Here is a 19403-nt window from a genome sequence, read left to right on the forward strand (position 1 = left end):
CACAATATGGATACTAAGAACATTCCCTTAATAAACAGAGAAATAAGCTGGTTATACTTTAACGACAGGGTTTTACAGGAAGCAGCCGACCCAACCGTGCCACTTATTGAGAGGATAAAGTTCCTGGCCATATTTTCATCAAACTTAGATGAGTTTTACCGGGTAAGAGTTGCTACTTTAAGCCGCCTTGCCAATCTTAACGAAAAGGCTAAAGAGATATTGGGTTACAACCCCAAAAAAATATTGAGCCAAATTAAAACCATTGTTGTAAAGCAGGAGCGTAAGTTCAACAATCTTTACGAGAATATTATTGTAAAGCAGCTGGCCGAAGAAAAGATCTTTATCCTGAACGATAAACAGCTTAACGTAACCCGCGGAGAGTTTGTAAAAAGCTTTTTCAGGGAGAAATTACTATCTACCCTGGTGCCCATTATGCTGGATGATAGCCTGCCGCTGCCCGAACTGCGCGACCGTGCCATCTACTTTTTTGTAAGGCTTACTAAAAATAAAAAATCGCGCTACGCGCTCATAGAGTTTCCGGATAACCTGTCGAGGTTTTTGGTGCTGCCCGAGACCAATAACCTTAAATTTATTATCCTGCTGGATGATATTATCCGATATAACTTAGAGGATATCTTCTTCATATTCGATCATGATTCAATAGAAGCCTACTCATTACAGCTTACCCGCGATGCCGAGCTTGACCTTGATAAGGAAGTGAGCGTAAAATTTGTAGACGCGCTGAGTAAGAGCCTGCAAAAACGCCGTAAGGGCAAACCAATGCGCCTGCTTTACGACAGCGAAATGCCGCTGGATATGGTAAGCTATCTGGTTAAAAAAATGAAACTGGAAAAGGGAAGCCTTATCCCGGGTAACCGTTACCACAATTTTAAAAATTTTATCTCGTTCCCAAACGTTGGCCGGCCGGACCTGGAATATAAAAAGAACGCGGCATTACCCGTTGCCGATCTTTCATTCGGCAAAAGTTTAATGGGATTAATTGCCAAAAAAGACTTCCTCATCAGCACGCCATACCAATCGTTCGATTACATTATCCATTTTTTACGCGAGGCGGCTATCGACCCAAAAGTTAAGGAGATCAGCATCACCGTTTATCGTTTGGCCGAGAACTCAAAGATCATCCACGCGCTTATAAACGCCGCCAAGAACGGCAAAAAGGTAAACTGCCTGGTTGAGCTGCGCGCGCGTTTCGACGAGCAAAACAATATTTACTGGAGCAACAAACTGGAAGAAGAGGGTGTAAACGTACTTTACGGCATAGACGGCTATAAGGTACACTCTAAAATTTGCCTGGTTACGCGTATGGAAAAAGGTAAGCCTTTTTATTACGCCTGCTTATCTACAGGCAACTTTAACGAAAAAACGGCCGCCATCTACGCCGATCATACCATACTTACGGCCAATAAAAAGATCACTACCGACCTGGTAGCCATATTTAGGGCATTAAACAGGAATGTACTGCCTAAAGGGCTAAAAACGCTAATAGTATCGCCAATTGACTCGCGCCCGGCTATTTATAAATTAATAGATAGCGAGATGAAGTTTGCCCGGGCAGGCAAAAAGGCGTACATGACCTTTAAGATGAACAGCCTTGCCGATGAGCAACTGATAAACAAACTTTACCAGGCCAGCAATGCCGGGGTTAAGATAAAACTAATTGTACGTGGAATGTGCTGTTTGATACCGGGACAAAAAGGCTTTAGCGAAAATATTGAGGTAATAAGCATTGTAGATAAATATCTGGAGCATGCCCGCGTACACATTTATGGCAACGGCGGCAAAGAGCTTATTTACCTAACCAGCGCCGATTTCATGACCCGTAATATTGATAACAGGGTAGAGGTTGGTTTCCCGGTACTGGATGACGACCTGCGCCGCGAGGTAAAAGATATTATTGATATACAACTTAACGATAACACCAAAGCCCGCGATATTACCGGCAGTGCGGTTAATAAATACCACAAAACAAAATCGGAAGTATTAACCCGGGCACAGATAGATATTTACAACTACCTAAAAAATAAAAACACAAATTGAGATACGCCGCAATAGATGTTGGGTCTAACGCCGTCAGGATGCTGATAGCCGAGATCATAGAGAATAACGAATCGATATCCTTTAAAAAGAATACCCTTATACGTGTGCCGGTAAGGCTTGGGGATGACGCCTTTTTAAACAAGGAAATTTCTGAGAAGAAAGCTATCGACCTTATAAAATCTATGCAGGCCTTTCGTAACCTGATGGATGTTTACAAGGTAACAGATTATATGGCCTGTGCCACATCGGCCATGCGCGAGGCCCTTAACGGCCCGCAGGTGGTAGAAAGAATAAAAGCCGAAGCAAACATCGACCTGCAAATTGTGCACGGCGAAAGCGAGGCTAAAATTATTTATAACAGCCACGCGGAGGTAAACATAGATAAGAGCAAAAACTACCTGTATATTGATGTGGGCGGTGGTAGTACCGAACTTTCGCTATTCAGCGATGGCGAGTTGCTGGCATCACAATCATTCAATTTAGGAACCATCCGCATTTTAGATAACCAGGACAAAGATGAAACCTGGACAGAGATGAAGGATTTTATCCGCGAGCATACCAAAGGGCTAAAAAATATATACGGCATTGGTACCGGCGGTAACATCAATAAGCTATACAAACTATCGCAGGAGAAAGACGGCGCTGCTTTGAGCTATTTAAAGTTGAGGGCGCTGTATAATTACCTGGATAGCTTTTCGCTAAAAGACCGTATAAACGTATTGGGTTTAAACCAGGATAGGGCCGACGTTATTATCCCCGCCTGCGAAATTTATTTAACTGTACTTAAATGCGCTAATATCAAGAGTATTTATGTGCCAACAGTGGGAATGGTAGATGGAATTATACAAACTTTGATCGAAAAGAACTATCCATCAGTACATTAAATTTATTTTAAGAAATTATTTAATAATTAAGAAACTGTTATTATATTTGTATTGCCCGCTCAAAGGGCATGTTTTTCATAGGTAGATGTAGGGTCGAGTACAAGTTATTCGACCCTTTTTTGTGCCTGTAACTTTTCTTCCGTTTATTTGTACCTATATCATGATGAAAAAGAAAATTGTTGTTGCGGTTACCGGTGCAAGCGGATCTGTTTATGCGAAACTCCTGCTGGATAAGTTGCAGCAACTTCGATCTCAAATTGCCGAAGTTGGCATTGTAATGAGCGACAACGCTAAACAGGTTTGGGAGTTTGAACTTGAGGACAAAACCCACGGCAATTACCCCTTTAAATACTACGCCAAAAATGATTTTATGGCGCCCTTTGCGTCAGGCTCTGCCAGGTTTGATACAATGGTGATAGTGCCTTGCTCTATGGGTACCCTTGGCCGCATAGCCTCGGGCGTATCTGATGACCTTATAAGCCGTGCGGCAGATGTGATATTAAAAGAGCGCCGCAAGCTGATACTGGTAGCAAGGGATACCCCCTTGAACCTCATCCATATCCGTAATATGCAAACCGTTACCGAGGCCGGTGGTATCATTTGCCCGGCAATACCCTCTTACTACAGCAAACCCAAAACTATTGAAGAACTGGCGATGACGGTAGTAAACCGCGTTGTAGACCTGACAGGCCTGGAGAATGAAAGCTACAGGTGGGAGGGGATTTAGATTATTTAGTGGGGGGTGCTTTATTGTTGAATTGTTTTAATTGTTGTTATAAAAACTTCTTTAACATTGCTTTCAAAATAATTCGCCGGCCATCTTTTTAATTTGATGTAATCCATTAAATTTGGTTATCACAACCATTATATCACAATGAAAAAAAGCTTCCTGCCTTTACTGTTACTACTTACCCTTTTTACACGCCCAGCTTTCGCGCAGATAGATACCGTTGATAATATCCCTATGAAGGATAAGCTTTACGGTTTAAGTAAATTTTGGTCGGAGGCGAGCCAGAATTTCGCTTATTTCGATCACGCCAAAATCAATTGGGATAGTACCTACCAGGCTTTTATACCTCAAATGCTGGCCACTAAAAGTACCTGGGAATACTACGAGCTAATGGAACGTTTCTGCGCGTTATTAAAGGACGGCCATACTGATCTGGGCTTCCCCGAAAAACTGCTTACCCACAAATCGCGCTATAAATGGATCTTCATCGAGAATTTCAATAAGCGGTTTATTGTTACAGATATTCCGGTTCAATACAAAGAAAAAGTCCCGCTGGGTTCCGAAGTTATTAGCGTAGATGGCATGCCTGCAAAAGAATACGCCGAAAAGAAACTTATACCGTACATCAGTTCGTCTACCGAGCATGTTTTGTGGAATAGGGCCGCGGCAATGATGTTTTATGGTACCGATTCAAGTAAAGTATTCCACCTGAAACTGCGGTCTCCAAAGGGTAAGTTGTTTGATTACGATTATCAGTTTCACACCTATGGTACCAAATGGGTAAGGCGCAATGGCAACACTCCGTGGAAGCTTTTGGATTTTAACATGATAGATGGCATTGCCCACGTAAAACTAAACAGCTTTGGTGATGAAAAGATAATTGACGAGTTTAAAAAGGTGCTGCCGCAGCTTTATGCCGCCAAAGGTGTAATACTGGATATACGTGATAATGGCGGCGGCGATTCGGGGATAGGTGCCGAGATCCTGAAATACTTCACCGACGAGAAAGTTCTGGTAGGTTCGGCATGGAAAACGCGTGACAATGTGGCGGCTTACAAAGCATGGGGCATTTACCAATTACGCGATACAACTAAAAACCGCAAACTTAGCGCCTGGCAACAAAAGGTTATAGCATCCGCAAAAAACGATTACTGGTATCAGGGCGACACCATGACCTTTAATAATGACATTAAAGAGCAAAAGATAAAAACGCCGCTAATTGTGCTTGCAAGCAACAACACCGCATCTGCCGCCGAAGACTTCCTGATCATATTAAGCACCCTTAAAGGCAGGGCCACGGTAATGGGCCAGCGGTCATACGGTAGCACAGGGCAGCCAATGCCGCTTGCCTTACCCGCGCTTAGCCAAAGCCGCATTTGCACTAAACGCGACACCTATCCGGATGGCCGCGACTTTGTAGGCATAGGCGTAATTCCCGATATGGAGATAGAGCGCACACCCGATGATGTTATAAACGGTAAGGATGGTGTTTTACAACGCGCGTTAAAAGAAATCAATAAAAAAGCTAAGTAATGAAAAAAGTTATCCTGCTGATATTTACAATATGTCTCTTTGCCTGCTCCGCTTATGCGCAGTTGAAAAAAGCCGGTTTTAAAGACCTCTCATTTATGGCAGGCAACTGGACGCTTAAACATGAATGGGGCGATATGGAAGAGATTTGGGGTAAACCAATGGGCGATAACATGGTGAGCACATTCAGATGCGTTAAAGATGGTAAGGTGGTATTTTACGAATTTATGGTGATAGAGCAAACAGATAGCATTCCAGTACTTAAGCTTCGCCATTTTAATAAAGGGAGCATAGGCTGGGAGGATAAAAACAAACCCTACCTGATGCCTGCTAAAAGCGTTAACAAAAACGAGGTGGTATTTGAATCACTCGATAAAGCGGTGATCATTACCTACAAACGCATTAGTGCGCTGAAAATGGATTGCATACTTGATGAGAAGGGCAAGGATGGCAAGTGGAAGAAAGATGTCTTTGCTTATACGCTGCGGAGGTAGTATCAATCGGTCAGGCCAATTCGACAATTACTCACCATACCGTTGGATATCGGAGATTGCTTCGCTCGAAAACCGCTCTTCGCTGCGCGGTAAGAGCGGTTTAGCTTTGTTTTACGGCTTATAAACAAAGCTTAAAAAAAATAAATTTATTTGCTAATTAAAATAAAACTAAATATTTTAGCATAAATTTAAACCTTATATTATGAGTTTCATCGAAAAAAATTTAAGCAACAATGAAGTAGTTCTTTACAAAGCCAAATTACATTGGATCATTTATCTTCGCGGGATATTTTGGGCGGCTTTGGGATTGTTAATCGGTAGTGCATCATATGCGGCCTGTGGCTTATTATTCACAGTTGGTGTTATTAGCTTCATTATGGCAATCATTGTAAATCAGTCTTCGGAATTTGCTGTCACTAATAAGCGTGTCATTTTAAAAACCGGATTAATAAAAAGGAAATTCTGCGAGATTCAGCTTAACAAATCAGAAGGTCTGCAAATTGAAGAAGGTATGTTAGGCCGAATTTTAGGTTTTGGAAAAGTAAGAATAACTTCCGGTGGAGTAGTTGAACTTTTCTCTCCTATAGCTAACCCTTTTGAATTTAAAAAACAAATAAATAACGCTATTGAGGGTTCTTTCAATATGAATCTGGTTAGCGCTTAGTTACCATTTTTTTATTTGGCTCACCGTTGTTGCAACGGTGAGCCAAATATTTCCTCCGTTGTTGGCATTGTCACCAACAACATTTAATAACATGCATTACCTAATGAGTAGCGGCATGTTGGTGACAACAGCAACATAGTAGTAAGCTTTTTTCTTCACCCTCTTTGCGCAGCAGCGAGGGTCGACCAGCGCTGCGTAGTCGGGGTGAGTAAACTATGGGATATTAGGAAGTTTACACATAACAACTGGGGTGCCGAAACAAGTTCGGCATGGCGTTATTAAATTCCCAACCAATTTTACACTCCAATAACAACCAATCTCTAACCACTAATCAACTAATCTCTAAAAATCTTATCTTTGCGCCTTGCAAATGAATAAGAAAGTAGCTTTTTATACACTTGGCTGTAAGCTTAATTACTCGGAGACCTCATCAATTGGTCGCATGTTTAACAACGCGGGCTTTGATACGGTTAATTTTACCGATACGCCTGATGTTTATGTAGTTAACACCTGCTCGGTAACGGATAATGCCGATAAGAAGTGTAAAAAGATAGTTAAAGAAGCCCTCAGGATCAATCCAAACGCGTTTGTTACCATTGTGGGCTGCTATGCGCAGTTAAAACCAAAAGAGATAGCTGAAATACCGGGTGTCGATATGGTTTTGGGCGCAGCCGAAAAATTCCAGCTGGTAGATCATATTACCGACCTTACCAAAAAGCCAAAAGCATTAGTTTTAAACCAGCCCGTTAGTCAAGCTAACGGGTTTGTACCCTCATATTCATTTGGCGACCGTACCCGTACTTTCCTTAAAGTGCAGGACGGGTGCGATTACTCTTGTACCTTTTGTACCATACCACTTGCCCGTGGCAGCAGCAGGAGCGATACCATTGAAAACGTTATAGCCCAGGCTAAAGACATTGCCGCATCGGGCGTAAAAGAAATTGTATTGACGGGGGTAAACCTTGGCGATTTCGGCATCCGCGAGGGCAAACGTGAAGACCGCTTTTTAGATCTGATACAGGCGCTTGACGAGGTGGAAGGTATTGAACGAATCAGAATATCATCTATAGAGCCAAACCTGCTTAACGACCAGGTAATAGCTTTTGTGGCAACCTCTAAAAGGTTTGTTCCGCACTTTCATATCCCGCTGCAATCAGGGTCTGATAAGATCCTGGCGCTGATGCGCCGCAGGTACAAAAGAGAATTGTATGCCAATCGCGTAGCAAAAATAAAACAGCTGATGCCCGATTGCTGCATTGGTGTGGATGTTATTGTTGGTTTCCCCGGCGAAACACGCGAGGATTTTGTGGACACCTACAATTTTCTGAATAACCTTGATATTTCTTACCTGCACGTATTCACCTATTCGGAAAGGGAAAATACGCCGGCCGCTGAAATGGGTGGGGTAGTGCCCGGCTCAACCCGTGCCGACAGGAGCAAAATGCTGCACATCCTGTCTGACAAGAAACGCCGTGCCTTTTACGAGACCCAGATAGGCAAAAGTGATGAAGTGCTGTTTGAAGGCGATATAAAAGATGGCTTTATGCACGGTTTTACCCGTAATTACGTTAAGGTGAAAACCAAGTACGACCCTATATTGGTTAACGAATTAAGAAACGTGCAATTAACAGCAATTTCACCGGATGGTGATGTTGAAATAACAGAAAGCGAAGAGATATTAGTGCATTAACTATTATATTCGCAGCAAACTTAACATTTACCAATGTTTCCAAATCTCTATTACCTTATTCAATATCTTACCGGCGCCGAAATTGAATTTTTTAAAATAGTTCAAACGTTCGGCTTTTTTGTTGCCATAGCTTTTATGGCCGCTTACTGGGCGTTTTCACAGGAATTTAAACGTAAAGAGAAACTTGGGTACATTCACCCATTCGAAAAAACGATAACCGTTGGCGCGCAAATTACCTGGGTAGAATTATTGAGCAACGGCATATTTGGCTTTATACTGTTTTTTAAACTGGCTTACGCGGCCACGCACTTTAAAGAACTTACAGATAACACCCAAACGGTTTTATTATCGTTACAAGGGAGCTGGCCGGCCGGTATCTTAGGAGCCATTATTTTTGCTTACTGGGCTTACTACGAAAATAAGAAACAGGTTTTACCCAAACCCGAGCAGCGCCGTGTTACCGTGCATACGCACGAGTTGATGGGTAGCATACTACTATGGGCGGCTATTTGCGGCTTTGCAGGCGCCAAATTATTTAACGCTTTAGAAAACTGGGGCGAATTTATGCGCGACCCGGTAGGCATGCTGGTTGGCTTTAGCGGACTTACCTTTTACGGTGGCTTAATTTGCGGCGGCGCGGCGGTGCTATACATTGCAGGCCAGCACAAAATAAAGCCCTTAACCATGCTTGACATTGGCGGGCCGGGTATGATGCTTGCTTATGGCGTTGGCCGTGTTGGTTGCCAAATGAGCGGCGACGGCGATTGGGGGATACCTAACCTTAACCCCAAACCGGGCTTTTTAAGCTGGGCGCCCGACTGGATGTGGAGCTTTAAATTTCCGCATAATGTGGATATGAGCGACCATGACAATCTGATCCCAAATTGCGTTGGTAAATTTTGTAACGAATTAAAACTACCGGTGTACCCAACATCTTTCTACGAGTCGGTAGTATGCATCCTGCTGTTTTTAGTACTATGGCAGTTGCGCCATAAATTTAAAGCGCCGGGCGTGTTGTTTGGTGTATATATGATCATGGCAGGTGTGGAGCGTTTTTGTATCGAGCTGATCCGTGTAAACACCAAATATAATGTTGCGGGCATATCGTTCACCCAGGCCGAGATGATCTCGGTAATTATGGTATTGGGTGGTGCGGCATTGGTTTACTTTGGCAACCAGCGTTATAAAAGAACAGGCGCCACCAACGCCTAATATTCAACACCTTTAACTTAATTAGGATGCAGCTGAACCAGATAATAAGGCAGGTGGTTGATGTTTCTAAAGAAGCAGGCCATTTCATCCGCGAGGAACGCAAAACGTTTAATGCCGATAAAATAGAGTATAAAGGCCTTAACGATCTGGTATCGTACGTTGATAAAACTGCTGAGCAGAAAATAGTTGTCGGGCTGGAACTGATACTGCCCGAAGCAGGCTTTATTACCGAAGAAAAAACAAGCACCAAAATAGGGGACCGTTATAACTGGATCATCGACCCGCTGGATGGCACAACTAACTTTATACACGGTTTGCCCACCTACTCGGTGAGTATTGCCTTGCAGGATGGCGACGAACTGGTTTTAGGGGTTGTTTACGAGGTAAACCAGGACGAATGCTTTTACGCCCATAAAGATGCCCCGGCATACTTAAACGATTCCGAAATAAAAGTTAGCAATAAACCCACCGTTGCCGATAGCCTTATAGCTACGGGTTTCCCTTATTACGATTTTAGTTATCAGGAACGCTACATAAAATTATTTACCGAATTGATGCGCAACTGCCATGGGCTGCGCCGTATAGGCTCTGCCGCCGTTGACCTGGCTTATACCGCAGCAGGCCGTTTCGAAGCTTTTTACGAGTACAACCTTAACCCCTGGGATATCGCCGCGGGTGTCGTCATTGTACAACAAGCGGGGGGCGAAATAGCGAACTTTAAAGGCGGTTTAGAAGTGCTTAAAACCCGCGAACTACTGGCAACTAATGGTAAAATTACCGGAGAGATGTTGGAGTATATTGATAAGTACTTTAATTTGAAGCTCACCAATTAAGATGTGATTTTTTGAGCACACCGATAAAATACAAAAGCCAATTGGATATGACTGATTGGCTTTTTTGTTTGCAGGGATGTGTAACAAGTCAGAATATTAAAGCACAAAAACAGGGTGTCTCATTCTGTCCCGTTTTTTAACAAGTGGGACACCTCATTTAAATAACATAAATCACTATAATCAAGATGTTTAAATCATTTATTAGTAAGTAATACTTTAACTAAAATTGTAAATTAAATATTTGCAATTATCTGATTTTTAATGCTTTGAATATTTGTCTCGCGTAGTGTCATAAATTGTGGGACACCTTGATTATTGGGCACAAAAAAACCGGCCAGAATTAAACCGGACCGATTCTACACTAATCGGTGTAATAAATTAATTATAACGCTTCAGAAACTACTTCGGTAACTTCAGGAACCATGCGTTTAAGCAGGTTCTCGATACCCGATTTTAGTGTTACGGTTGATGAAGGGCAACCGCTGCATGAACCGCGAAGCTCAACGGTGACTACACCTGCATCAAACGAGCGGTAGCTGATAGCGCCGCCATCCTGCTCAACAGCCGGGCGAACGTAATCGTTAAGGATCTGCTGGATCTTTATTTCAGTTTCGGTACCTTCAAAAGCAACATCTGCTTCCTGCTCAACTTCCTGTACCTTTAATTCAGATTCTACAGCACCTTTTACAAACTCTTTCAATATCGGCTGGATATCATCCCAGTCGCTGCCTTCGGTTTTAGTAACCGTTACAAAGTTGCTGGCAAAAAACACACCATTAACAAAGCTGAATTTGTATAATTCCTTTGCAAAAGGCGATTTCTCGGCACTTTCTTTTGTGGCATAATCCACGCTTCCGTTTATAAGCAACTTGTTTACAATAAACTTCATTGTTGCGGGGTTAGGAGTGGCTTCGGTATATACGCTGATATTCATGGATGTCAAAATTTTTTTATAGTTAACAAATGTAATCAGGTTTTTGATTAAAGCACCCTCATAAAAGTGATTTGACCTGTTGATGACGATGGATTAATTCAAAGCAGAGAGCTAAAGATGTTTTTACTTTTCGCTTTCTGCTTTCACCTTTTTAGCTCATATCCCTGTATAATTCCGCGGCGTTATCGCCTTTATTTCATCTTTAACGGTTTCACTAACATTCAATCCATCTACAAACTCCGCTATGGTTTGGGCATTAACCTCGGTATTGGTACGGGTAAGCTCTTTTAACGCCTCATACGGGTTAGGATATGCTTCGCGGCGAAGTATGGTTTGAATAGCCTCGGCAACAACCGCCCAGTTAGCTTCAAGGCTGGCATTGATAGCAGCCTCGTTAAGCAATAACTTATTTAAACCCTTAACGGTTGATTTAATAGCGATAAGCGTATGCGCAACAGGTACGCCAATGTTACGGAGTACGGTGGAGTCGGTAAGGTCACGCTGCAGACGGGAGATAGGTAACTTTGCTGCCAGGTGCTCAAACAGGGCATTGGCAATACCCAGGTTACCCTCGCTGTTCTCAAAGTCAATCGGGTTAACCTTATGCGGCATAGCCGATGAACCTATCTCGCCGGCCTTAATTTTCTGCTTGAAAAAGTTCATGGATATGTAGGTCCACATATCGCGGTCAAGGTCGATTAAAATGTTATTGATGCGTTTCAAAGCATCGCACTGGGCCGCAAAATTATCGTAATGCTCTATCTGGGTGGTGTATTGCGAGCGGTGCAGGCCCAATACACCATTTACAAAATGGTTACCAAATGCTTTCCAGTCTATTTGCGGGTATGCTACATGGTGCGCGTTGAAATTACCTGTGGCTCCGCCAAACTTAGCCGAGTATGGTACAGCTTTTAGTAAACCCAGCTGGTATTCAAGCCGCTCTACAAATACGCTAATTTCTTTACCTAAACGTGTTGGGGAAGCTGGTTGCCCGTGGGTATGTGCCAGCATAGGTACGGCATTCCATTCTATAGCGAAGTTTTTTAGCTGGTTAACAAGGTTGGTTATCTCCGGATGATAAACTTCAGTAAGGGCAAGCTTAAAGGTATAGGGTATAGCAGTATTATTAATATCCTGGCTGGTTAAACCGAAGTGGATAAATTCTTTATAGTCGTCCAGTCCGCCTATAGCATCAAATTGTTTTTTAATGAAATATTCAACCGCTTTAACATCGTGGTTAGTAGTCTTTTCTATCTCTTTTATGCTTGCAGCATCAGCCTCGTTAAAATTCCTGTAAATGTCCCGTAACTTTTCTGTGTAATTCTTATCAAAATTAAGTAGCTGCGGCAGAGGGTGTTCGCAAAGCGATATAAAATATTCTATCTCAACATAAACCCTGTATTTAATAAGGGCGTATTCAGAAAAATATGCAGCTAATGGAGCTGTGGTGTTACGGTAACGACCGTCGATAGGGGAAATGGCAGATAGGGAATTTAATTCCATTGATAATTATTTTTTGCAAAGATAGACAATTGTGCAAAACGAGTGATTGTCAGCCCGAAGTAATTTGGATAGGAAACTTTGAAATCTAAAAATGTTTCCTTAGTTTTGACCAATAATGTCAAACAGTCAAATAGATAGAATAATTTTTGGCGCCGAGGAGCTGTTTTTAACAGCTGGGATTAAAAGCGTTACGATGGATGATATAGCCCGGCACCTGGGAATGTCAAAAAAAACCATCTATCATTTTTTTAATGATAAGAATGACCTGGTAATTGCCTTGGTGGAAAAGAAATTAAAGGAAGATGAATGCCAGATAACCGACATCATCAACATGTCGTCGAATGTAATTGAAGAGATGATCAACATGATGAAATGCTCTGAGGAGATTTTTGGCAGGATAAACCCGATTGTGATTCACGATATGCAAAAGTATCACCCAGATGCGTGGGGCAAGTTTCAGCAATTTAAAGCCGAGGTATTGGTTAAAACGTTGGAGGAACTTTTGACGAAGGGTATAAGCCAGGGTTTTATCAGGGAGGATCTTGATGTGAAAATATTGGCTAATATGCGGGTAAACCAGGTAGAAATGGGCTTTAATTCGTTGATATTCCCTGTTTCGCAGTTTAGCCCATGGAAGGTACAATATCAGTTGCTTGAACATTTTAACTATGGGGTTTGTACATTAAAAGGACACGAGTTGCTGGATAAATATAAATCAGCACATCTAGAAAAAATAAGTTAATGCAAAGGCGCTGCTGACATACCGCTGTCAATTAAAACATTTGCTTTGCTGCATCATCATTAAACAAACAATATACATTATCACTCACAAATGAAACGAATACTCATCTTACTCATCTGCTTAACAGGGGCTTCGCGGGGATACTCGCAAACGCAGCCTGTTGCGCAGAGCTACGCATTCTCGGTACAACAAGCAGTTGACTATGCGCTTAGTCATAAAGATTCGGTAGTTAACGCCGGCCTTGATGTTAAAAGCGCAGAATATAAAGTAAAGGAAACTTTTGGTATCGGCTTGCCTCAAATTAATGGTAGCGCCACTTTTCAGGATTATTTAAAGATCCCTACAATTTTATTTCCTGACTTTATAACGCCGTCAATCTATCAGGTATTAATTGACAAGAACATAAAGGATGGGGCAGGTAACCCAATTACGCAACCAACACCTGGTGCGCCGCAACCGGCAAGCTTTACACAAAAGTACAACTCAAATCTTGGTGTAACCTTAAATCAAATCTTGTTCGATGGTTCATACCTTGTTGGTTTAAAGGCTTCTAAAACATATAAGGAACTTTCGCAACGTTCGTTAACCCGTACCAAAATTGAAACGGGTGTTAGCGTAACTAAAGCTTATTACCAGGTTTTGGTTAGCAATGAGCAAATACGGTTGCTAGATGCAAACTTAGCCCAGCTGAAGTTACAGGTTGATCAAACTACTGCACAAAACAAACAAGGTTTTGTAGAAAAAATTGATGTTGACCGTATCAAAGTACAATATAACAACCTGGTAACTACCCGCGAAAACACCATCAGGTTACTGGTACTTAATTATCAGATGCTAAAGTTCCAGATGGGGATGCCTATCGAATATGATCTGCAACTTACTGATAAACTTACCGACGTGATGTTGCAAGCCAATAATGACGTTGCTGATATAGCTAACGATACGTCTTTCTACAGGAAACGTATCGAATACAACTTATCTGAAACCGCGGTTGCCTTAAACAAGCTTGATCTGAAACGTAAAAAAGCAGCTTATTTACCCACTTTATCTGCAACATTAAATTCATCTATAGCTTACCAAAGCAATAGCTTTAACACGTTGTTTAATACGAGTTACCCTGCAACTTATGTTGGCCTTAACTTAACAGTGCCAATATTTAATGGTTTCCAGCGCCGTTACCAGGTTAAGCAAACAGCAATAGCGGTCCAAAAATCCGAGATCGCTCTCGCGAGCCTTAAAAACGCTTTAAGTTTACAGGCCAGCCAGGCACGTATCACTTACATCAATGGCCTGCAATCGCTTAACAATCAAAAAGAAAGTAGAAATTTGGCTGAAGAGGTATTAAGAGTATCGAAGATCAAATATCAGCAGGGGGTAGGTTCAAGCATCGAGGTTACGCAGGCTCAAACAGCACTTGAGGATGCTAATAACAAATATATCCAAAGCCTTTACGATTCATTGGTAAGCAAGGTAGACCTTGATAAAGCATACGGGCGCATACAATAACAATCACTCAAACTAATCATACACAATCACTCAAATGAAAAAATTAATATACATACCCGCATTGTTGTTACTGGCAGCATGCTCTAACAAATCAAAGGACAAAAAAGCCGAACTGGCGGACCTGCAAAAGAAACAGGCCGACATCAACGCCCAGATAACCAAACTGCAAGCAGAAGTAGGTTCTGCCGATTCTACCAAAGCTACCGAAGTGGGTGTAGTAGATGTAAAAAGCGGCGCCTTTACAAATTATGTACAAATACAGGGTAAAATAGATGCGCAGGATAACGTAACTGCCTACCCTCAATCACCGGGTACTATTACGGCCATATATGTAAAAGCGGGCCAGCACGTATCGCGTGGCCAAGTGTTGGTGCAGTTAGATAACAGCGTATTGCAGCAAAACATAGCGCAGTCGCAGGCACAGGTTGACCTGAACCAACAGCTTTACAACCGCCAGAAAAATCTTTGGGATCAAAAAATTGGTACCGAAGTGCAGTTTTTACAAGCGCAAACCAATTTACAGGCAAGCAAAAAAGCATTGTCGGGCTTACGCCAGCAGGCAAATCTATACCGTATAGTTTCGCCAATAAACGGTACTATAGATCAAATGGACCTTAAACTTGGCCAGGTGGCACAACCGGGTACAACCGGCATCCGCATTGTAAATGCTGATATGTTAAAAGTAAAAGCTGATGTTCCGGAGAGCTACGCAGGTAGCATTGGTACAGGTAACGAAGTGTTGATAGTAGTTCCTGATGCTAAGGATTCGTTAAAAACAAAAGTAACGTTCGCGGCAAAAGCAATCGACCCAACATCACGCAGCTTCGCGGTTGAGGTAAAATTACCTGCCCGTAAAACGCTTCGCCCGAATATGACTGCCATTATCAAAATTGCAGATTACGCTAAGCCTAACGCTATTATTGTACCTGTAAAAGCTATTCAGCGTTCGGAAGAAGGCGATTACGTTTACGTAAACAATAACGGTATTGCTAAACGTACAGCCATTAAAGCCGGTATTACCTACGGTGGCCAAACAGAGATATTGGAAGGCCTAAAAGCAGGCGACCAGATAGTGACCGAAGGCGCTGCCGATATTGAAGACGGCGATAAAGTAAAAGCCAGCAAGTCGGCCATTAATTAATTCAACCTTTATCTATTACAGATATGAAAGATATTAAAAAAGAATTCGGGCCATCAAGTTGGGCTATTGATAATAAAACGGCCATTTACGTGCTGATGTTTTTGATAACAGCACTTGGCCTTATCAGCTACAACAACCTCCCGAAAGAGAACTTCCCGGATATACAGGTACCTAAGATATTTATTACTACCCAGTTTTTAGGCCAATCGCCACAAAACGTGGAGAACCTGGTAACGAGGCAGTTAGAGAAAAAACTTAAATCGTTAAAAGGATTAAAAAAGGTAACATCAAACTCGGTACAAAACGTATCTATCATTACGGCAGAGTTTAACGCCAATGTTAAGGTTAAAGACGCCAAAATAGATGTGCAGGACGCGGTTGACAAAGCCCGCCAGGATCTGCCGCAGAATGACAACAATTTTAAAGAACCAACTGTATCGGATATTAACGTTGCGGATCTGCCTATTCTGTACATCAACTTATCGGGCGATTATGACCTGAAGAAATTGAAGGAATATGCTGACCTGCTGAAAGATGAGATAGAAGGCTTTAAAGAGATTTCTAAAGTTGATGAGATAGGCGCCTTAACGCCTGAGATACAGATCAACGTTGACCTGAACAAGATGGCTGCCGCGCAGATCACTTTTTCAGATATAACCCAGGCCGTTGGTAACGAAAATATACTTGCATCGGCAGGTACGATTAAAACTGATGGTGTTAGGCGCAGTATCGACATCAAACGCGACTTTAAAAACGCGGATGAGGTTGCCGCCATGGTTATCCGTAACCCTAAGGGCCAGGCCGTTTACCTGCGCGATATTGCCGAGATCAAAGATTCGTTCTTAGAACAGGAGAGCTATGCGCGTTTAAAAACAAACGAGCAGCAGAAATTCAAAAACGTTATTACGTTAAACGTTAGTAAACGTACGGGCGAAAACCTGATCGAGGCGTCTGACAAGATCAACGCCCTGATCAAAGAGAAACAGAAATCAACTTTCCCAAAAGGTTTAAATATTACCGTAACCGGCGACCAGAGCGACAAGACCCGTACTACACTTAACGACCTGATTAATACCATCATTATCGGATTTATATTGGTAACTGTTATCCTGATGTTCTTTATGGGTACAACCAATGCTATTTTCGTAGCGCTATCGGTACCATTATCTTGTTTCATCGCCTTTATGGTGATGCCGGCAATAGGTTTTACGCTGAACATGATCGTTTTGTTCTCGTTCCTGCTTGCCTTGGGTATTGTAGTGGATGACGCAATCGTGGTTATAGAGAATACGCACCGTATTTTTGCCAATGGTAAAGTGCCCATTAAAGAGGCAGCTAAGATGGCAGCAGGAGAGGTGTTCCTTCCGGTATTCTCCGGTACAATGACTACCCTTGCACCATTCGTACCGTTGGCATTCTGGAACAGTATCATTGGTGAGTTCATGTTCTTCCTGCCGATAACGCTTATCATCACTTTGTTAGCGTCGTTGGTTGTGGCTTACATCATGAACCCGGTATTCGCTGTTGACTTTATGAAACCACATCACGATGGTGAACATGATAACCCTAAATTTGATAAGCCAACCAAGCGCGCGTTAATTTATCTGGGTATTGCTACCGTAATATCATACCTTATCAATTTTGGTTTAGGTAACTTTATGGTGCTGATTATCATATTATACCTGATAAATCACTTCTTCCTGTTAAAGATCATCGACAGATTTCAGAAGAACGCCTGGCCTAAGTTCCAGAACTGGTATGCAAAATGGTTAGAGAAAGCCGTGCAACGCCCGGTTACCATGCTGGTGGGTACGTTCGGTTTATTCATTATCTCTATTGTGCTTACGGCAACCCTTGGTAAAACCCCTGAGTTTTTCCCGGCCGGCGACCCTAACTTTGCCTACGTTTACATCACTATGCCAATTGGTACCGACCAGGCTACTACCAACGAGGTTACCAAAAAGGTAGAACAGCGTGTAGCCAAGATCATCGAGCCGAACAAAGAGATCGTTTCATCAATTATATCTAACGTTACCAAGAGTGTAACCGACCCGCAGGATGAAGACCAGGGCGATTACCAAAACCGTGGTAAAGTAACTGTTGCTTTCGTGGAGTTTGGCGAGCGTAATGGTAAAGATACCAAGCCCATCCTTACCGAGATACGTAACCAACTAAAGAACATTGTTCCGGGTGTTACTATTTCGGTAGCGCAGGAGAACAGCGGCCCGCCGGTACAAAAAGATATCAGTATCGAGATCATCAGCGATAACCTGGATACTCTTATCAAAACCGGTAACCGGTTAAAAACATACCTGCAAAAACAAAATATTGCCGGTATTGAAAACCTTGTGGCCGACGTACAAAATGATAAACCTGAGATCGTGTTCGACATTGATCGCGAGCGTGCAAACCGCGAGGGTATATCAACCGGGCAGATCACCCAGAATTTAGCTACCGCGATATTTGGTGCCAAAGCAGCCGATTTCCGTAACACGAAAGAGGATGATTACCAGATAAAAGTACGCGCTATGGAAGAGCAGCGTGGTAACATTGATGAGTTGCGAAACTTAAAGATCACTTATCGCGACTTAGCAACCGGTGGTGCTATCCGCCAGGTGCCAATATCTGCCTTTACAGATATTCGTTACACTAATACCTTCAGTAACATTAAGCGTAAACAACAGCGCAGGGTGTTAACATTGGGCTCCAACGTAATTAAACCTTACAATGCAAACGAAGTGAATCAAAGCATCCTTGCAGCTATCAAAAACTTTAAAAAGGACGATAACGTAGTGATACGCCAGGGTGGTGGCCAGGAAGACCAGATGGAGGCAGTTAGTTTCCTTGGTGGAGCCATGCTTACCTCATTTGGTTTGATCCTGATCATCCTGATGATCCAGTTTAACTCGATAGGTAAAACATTTATCATCATCAGCGAGATCTTCTTCAGTATTATTGGGGTACTGCTGGGTACCGCAATATTTGGTATGACCATGGCCATCGTTATGACGGGCGTAGGTATCATTGCCCTTGCAGGGGTGGTTGTACGTAATGGTATCTTGCTGGTAGAGTTTACCGATATGCTGATAGAACAGGGCGCTAACCTGCACGATGCAGTAGTTGAAGCCGGCCATACCCGTATGACGCCTGTATTGTTAACCGCTACAGCGGCAATACTTGGGTTGATACCATTGGCGGTTGGTTTTAATATCGATTTTGTGGGCTTGTTTACCCACGGCGCGCCTCATATTCACTTTGGTGGTGATAACGTAGCCTTTTGGGGACCGTTAGCATGGACAATGATCTTTGGTCTTGGTTTTGCAACCATTATTACATTGATATTGGTACCATGTATGTACATCATCCGCGTGAATATGAAAAACTACTTTTTTGGTAAAAAAGAGGATAAAAAAGAAAAGGTTAAGCTGGAAGCAGCTGAAGCATAACCAGCACCAGTACCAAATTAAAGGGCCGCAAAATTT

At 42.5% G+C, this 19403-nt stretch carries 15 protein-coding genes; 13 read left to right on the forward strand and 2 right to left on the reverse strand.

The genetic code is table 11. The features are described from left to right. Positions 1–6 precede the first annotated feature (6 nt). The 9 genes from ppk1 (at position 7) to ACFQZI_RS08435 (ending at position 10095) form a co-directional block, all read left to right on the forward strand. Positions 7–2058 carry a polyphosphate kinase 1 gene (gene ppk1 / locus ACFQZI_RS08395; RefSeq protein ID WP_377141031.1) on the forward strand — a complete coding sequence of 684 codons (2052 nt, stop codon included), beginning with the start codon at positions 7–9 and terminating at the stop codon, positions 2056–2058. Continuing rightward, on the forward strand, positions 2055–2942 hold the full coding sequence (locus tag ACFQZI_RS08400) for a Ppx/GppA phosphatase family protein (RefSeq protein WP_377141034.1): 888 nt from the start codon (positions 2055–2057) through the stop codon (positions 2940–2942). Before ppk1 ends, ACFQZI_RS08400 begins: the two co-directional genes overlap by 4 nt. A 160-nt stretch (positions 2943–3102) precedes the next feature. After that, positions 3103–3669 (forward strand): UbiX family flavin prenyltransferase, encoded by a 567-nt coding sequence (locus ACFQZI_RS08405; RefSeq protein ID WP_377141037.1) that lies wholly within the window; start codon positions 3103–3105, stop codon positions 3667–3669. Positions 3670–3816: 147 nt separating this feature from the next. Further along, positions 3817–5205 (forward strand): S41 family peptidase, encoded by a 1389-nt coding sequence (locus ACFQZI_RS08410; protein ID WP_377141040.1) that lies wholly within the window; start codon positions 3817–3819, stop codon positions 5203–5205. Then, on the forward strand, positions 5205–5696 hold the full coding sequence (locus ACFQZI_RS08415; RefSeq protein ID WP_377141043.1) for a DUF6265 family protein: 492 nt from the start codon (positions 5205–5207) through the stop codon (positions 5694–5696). The genes ACFQZI_RS08410 and ACFQZI_RS08415 overlap by 1 nt, the downstream gene beginning before the upstream one ends. Positions 5697–5898: 202 nt before the next feature. Further along, complete coding sequence (locus ACFQZI_RS08420; protein WP_377141046.1) at positions 5899–6360, forward strand: PH domain-containing protein; 462 nt, start codon at positions 5899–5901, stop codon at positions 6358–6360. 370 nt (positions 6361–6730) lie between these two features. Further along, complete coding sequence (gene mtaB / locus ACFQZI_RS08425; RefSeq protein ID WP_377141049.1) at positions 6731–8050, forward strand: tRNA (N(6)-L-threonylcarbamoyladenosine(37)-C(2))-methylthiotransferase MtaB; 1320 nt, start codon at positions 6731–6733, stop codon at positions 8048–8050. Positions 8051–8083: 33 nt separating this feature from the next. Beyond that, complete coding sequence (locus ACFQZI_RS08430; protein ID WP_377141052.1) at positions 8084–9262, forward strand: prolipoprotein diacylglyceryl transferase; 1179 nt, start codon at positions 8084–8086, stop codon at positions 9260–9262. A gap of 26 nt (positions 9263–9288) precedes the next feature. Continuing rightward, on the forward strand, positions 9289–10095 hold the full coding sequence (locus ACFQZI_RS08435; protein WP_377141055.1) for an inositol monophosphatase family protein: 807 nt from the start codon (positions 9289–9291) through the stop codon (positions 10093–10095). A 382-nt stretch (positions 10096–10477) separates the two neighbouring features. Here the strand turns inward: ACFQZI_RS08435 and ACFQZI_RS08440 are convergent, their stop codons facing one another. Further along, on the reverse strand, positions 10478–11029 hold the full coding sequence (locus tag ACFQZI_RS08440) for a NifU family protein (protein WP_377141058.1): 552 nt from the start codon (positions 11027–11029) through the stop codon (positions 10478–10480). 156 nt (positions 11030–11185) lie between these two features. Next, positions 11186–12532: an adenylosuccinate lyase gene (gene purB / locus ACFQZI_RS08445; RefSeq protein WP_377141061.1), complete on the reverse strand. Its 1347-nt coding sequence runs from the start codon at positions 12530–12532 to the stop codon at positions 11186–11188. 115 nt (positions 12533–12647) lie between these two features. On the opposite strand from purB, the gene ACFQZI_RS08450 reads away from it, so the two are divergent. The 4 genes from ACFQZI_RS08450 (at position 12648) to ACFQZI_RS08465 (ending at position 19367) form a co-directional block, all read left to right on the forward strand. Beyond that, positions 12648–13274, forward strand: coding sequence for a TetR/AcrR family transcriptional regulator (locus ACFQZI_RS08450; RefSeq protein WP_377141064.1), 627 nt, complete (start codon positions 12648–12650; stop codon positions 13272–13274). A gap of 90 nt (positions 13275–13364) precedes the next feature. Further along, a complete protein-coding gene (locus ACFQZI_RS08455) occupies positions 13365–14780 on the forward strand; it encodes a TolC family protein (RefSeq protein ID WP_377141067.1) in 1416 nt (471 codons plus the stop codon). 34 nt (positions 14781–14814) lie between these two features. Continuing rightward, entirely contained in the window at positions 14815–15921 is a 1107-nt protein-coding gene (locus ACFQZI_RS08460) for an efflux RND transporter periplasmic adaptor subunit (protein WP_377141070.1), read from the forward strand. Between the two features lie 23 nt (positions 15922–15944). Further along, on the forward strand, positions 15945–19367 hold the full coding sequence (locus tag ACFQZI_RS08465; protein ID WP_377141073.1) for an efflux RND transporter permease subunit: 3423 nt from the start codon (positions 15945–15947) through the stop codon (positions 19365–19367). Positions 19368–19403: the final 36 nt, after the last annotated feature.

Origin of the sequence: Mucilaginibacter lutimaris (assembly GCF_042676625.1) — a bacterium.
Lineage (GTDB): Bacteria > Bacteroidota > Bacteroidia > Sphingobacteriales > Sphingobacteriaceae > Mucilaginibacter > Mucilaginibacter lutimaris.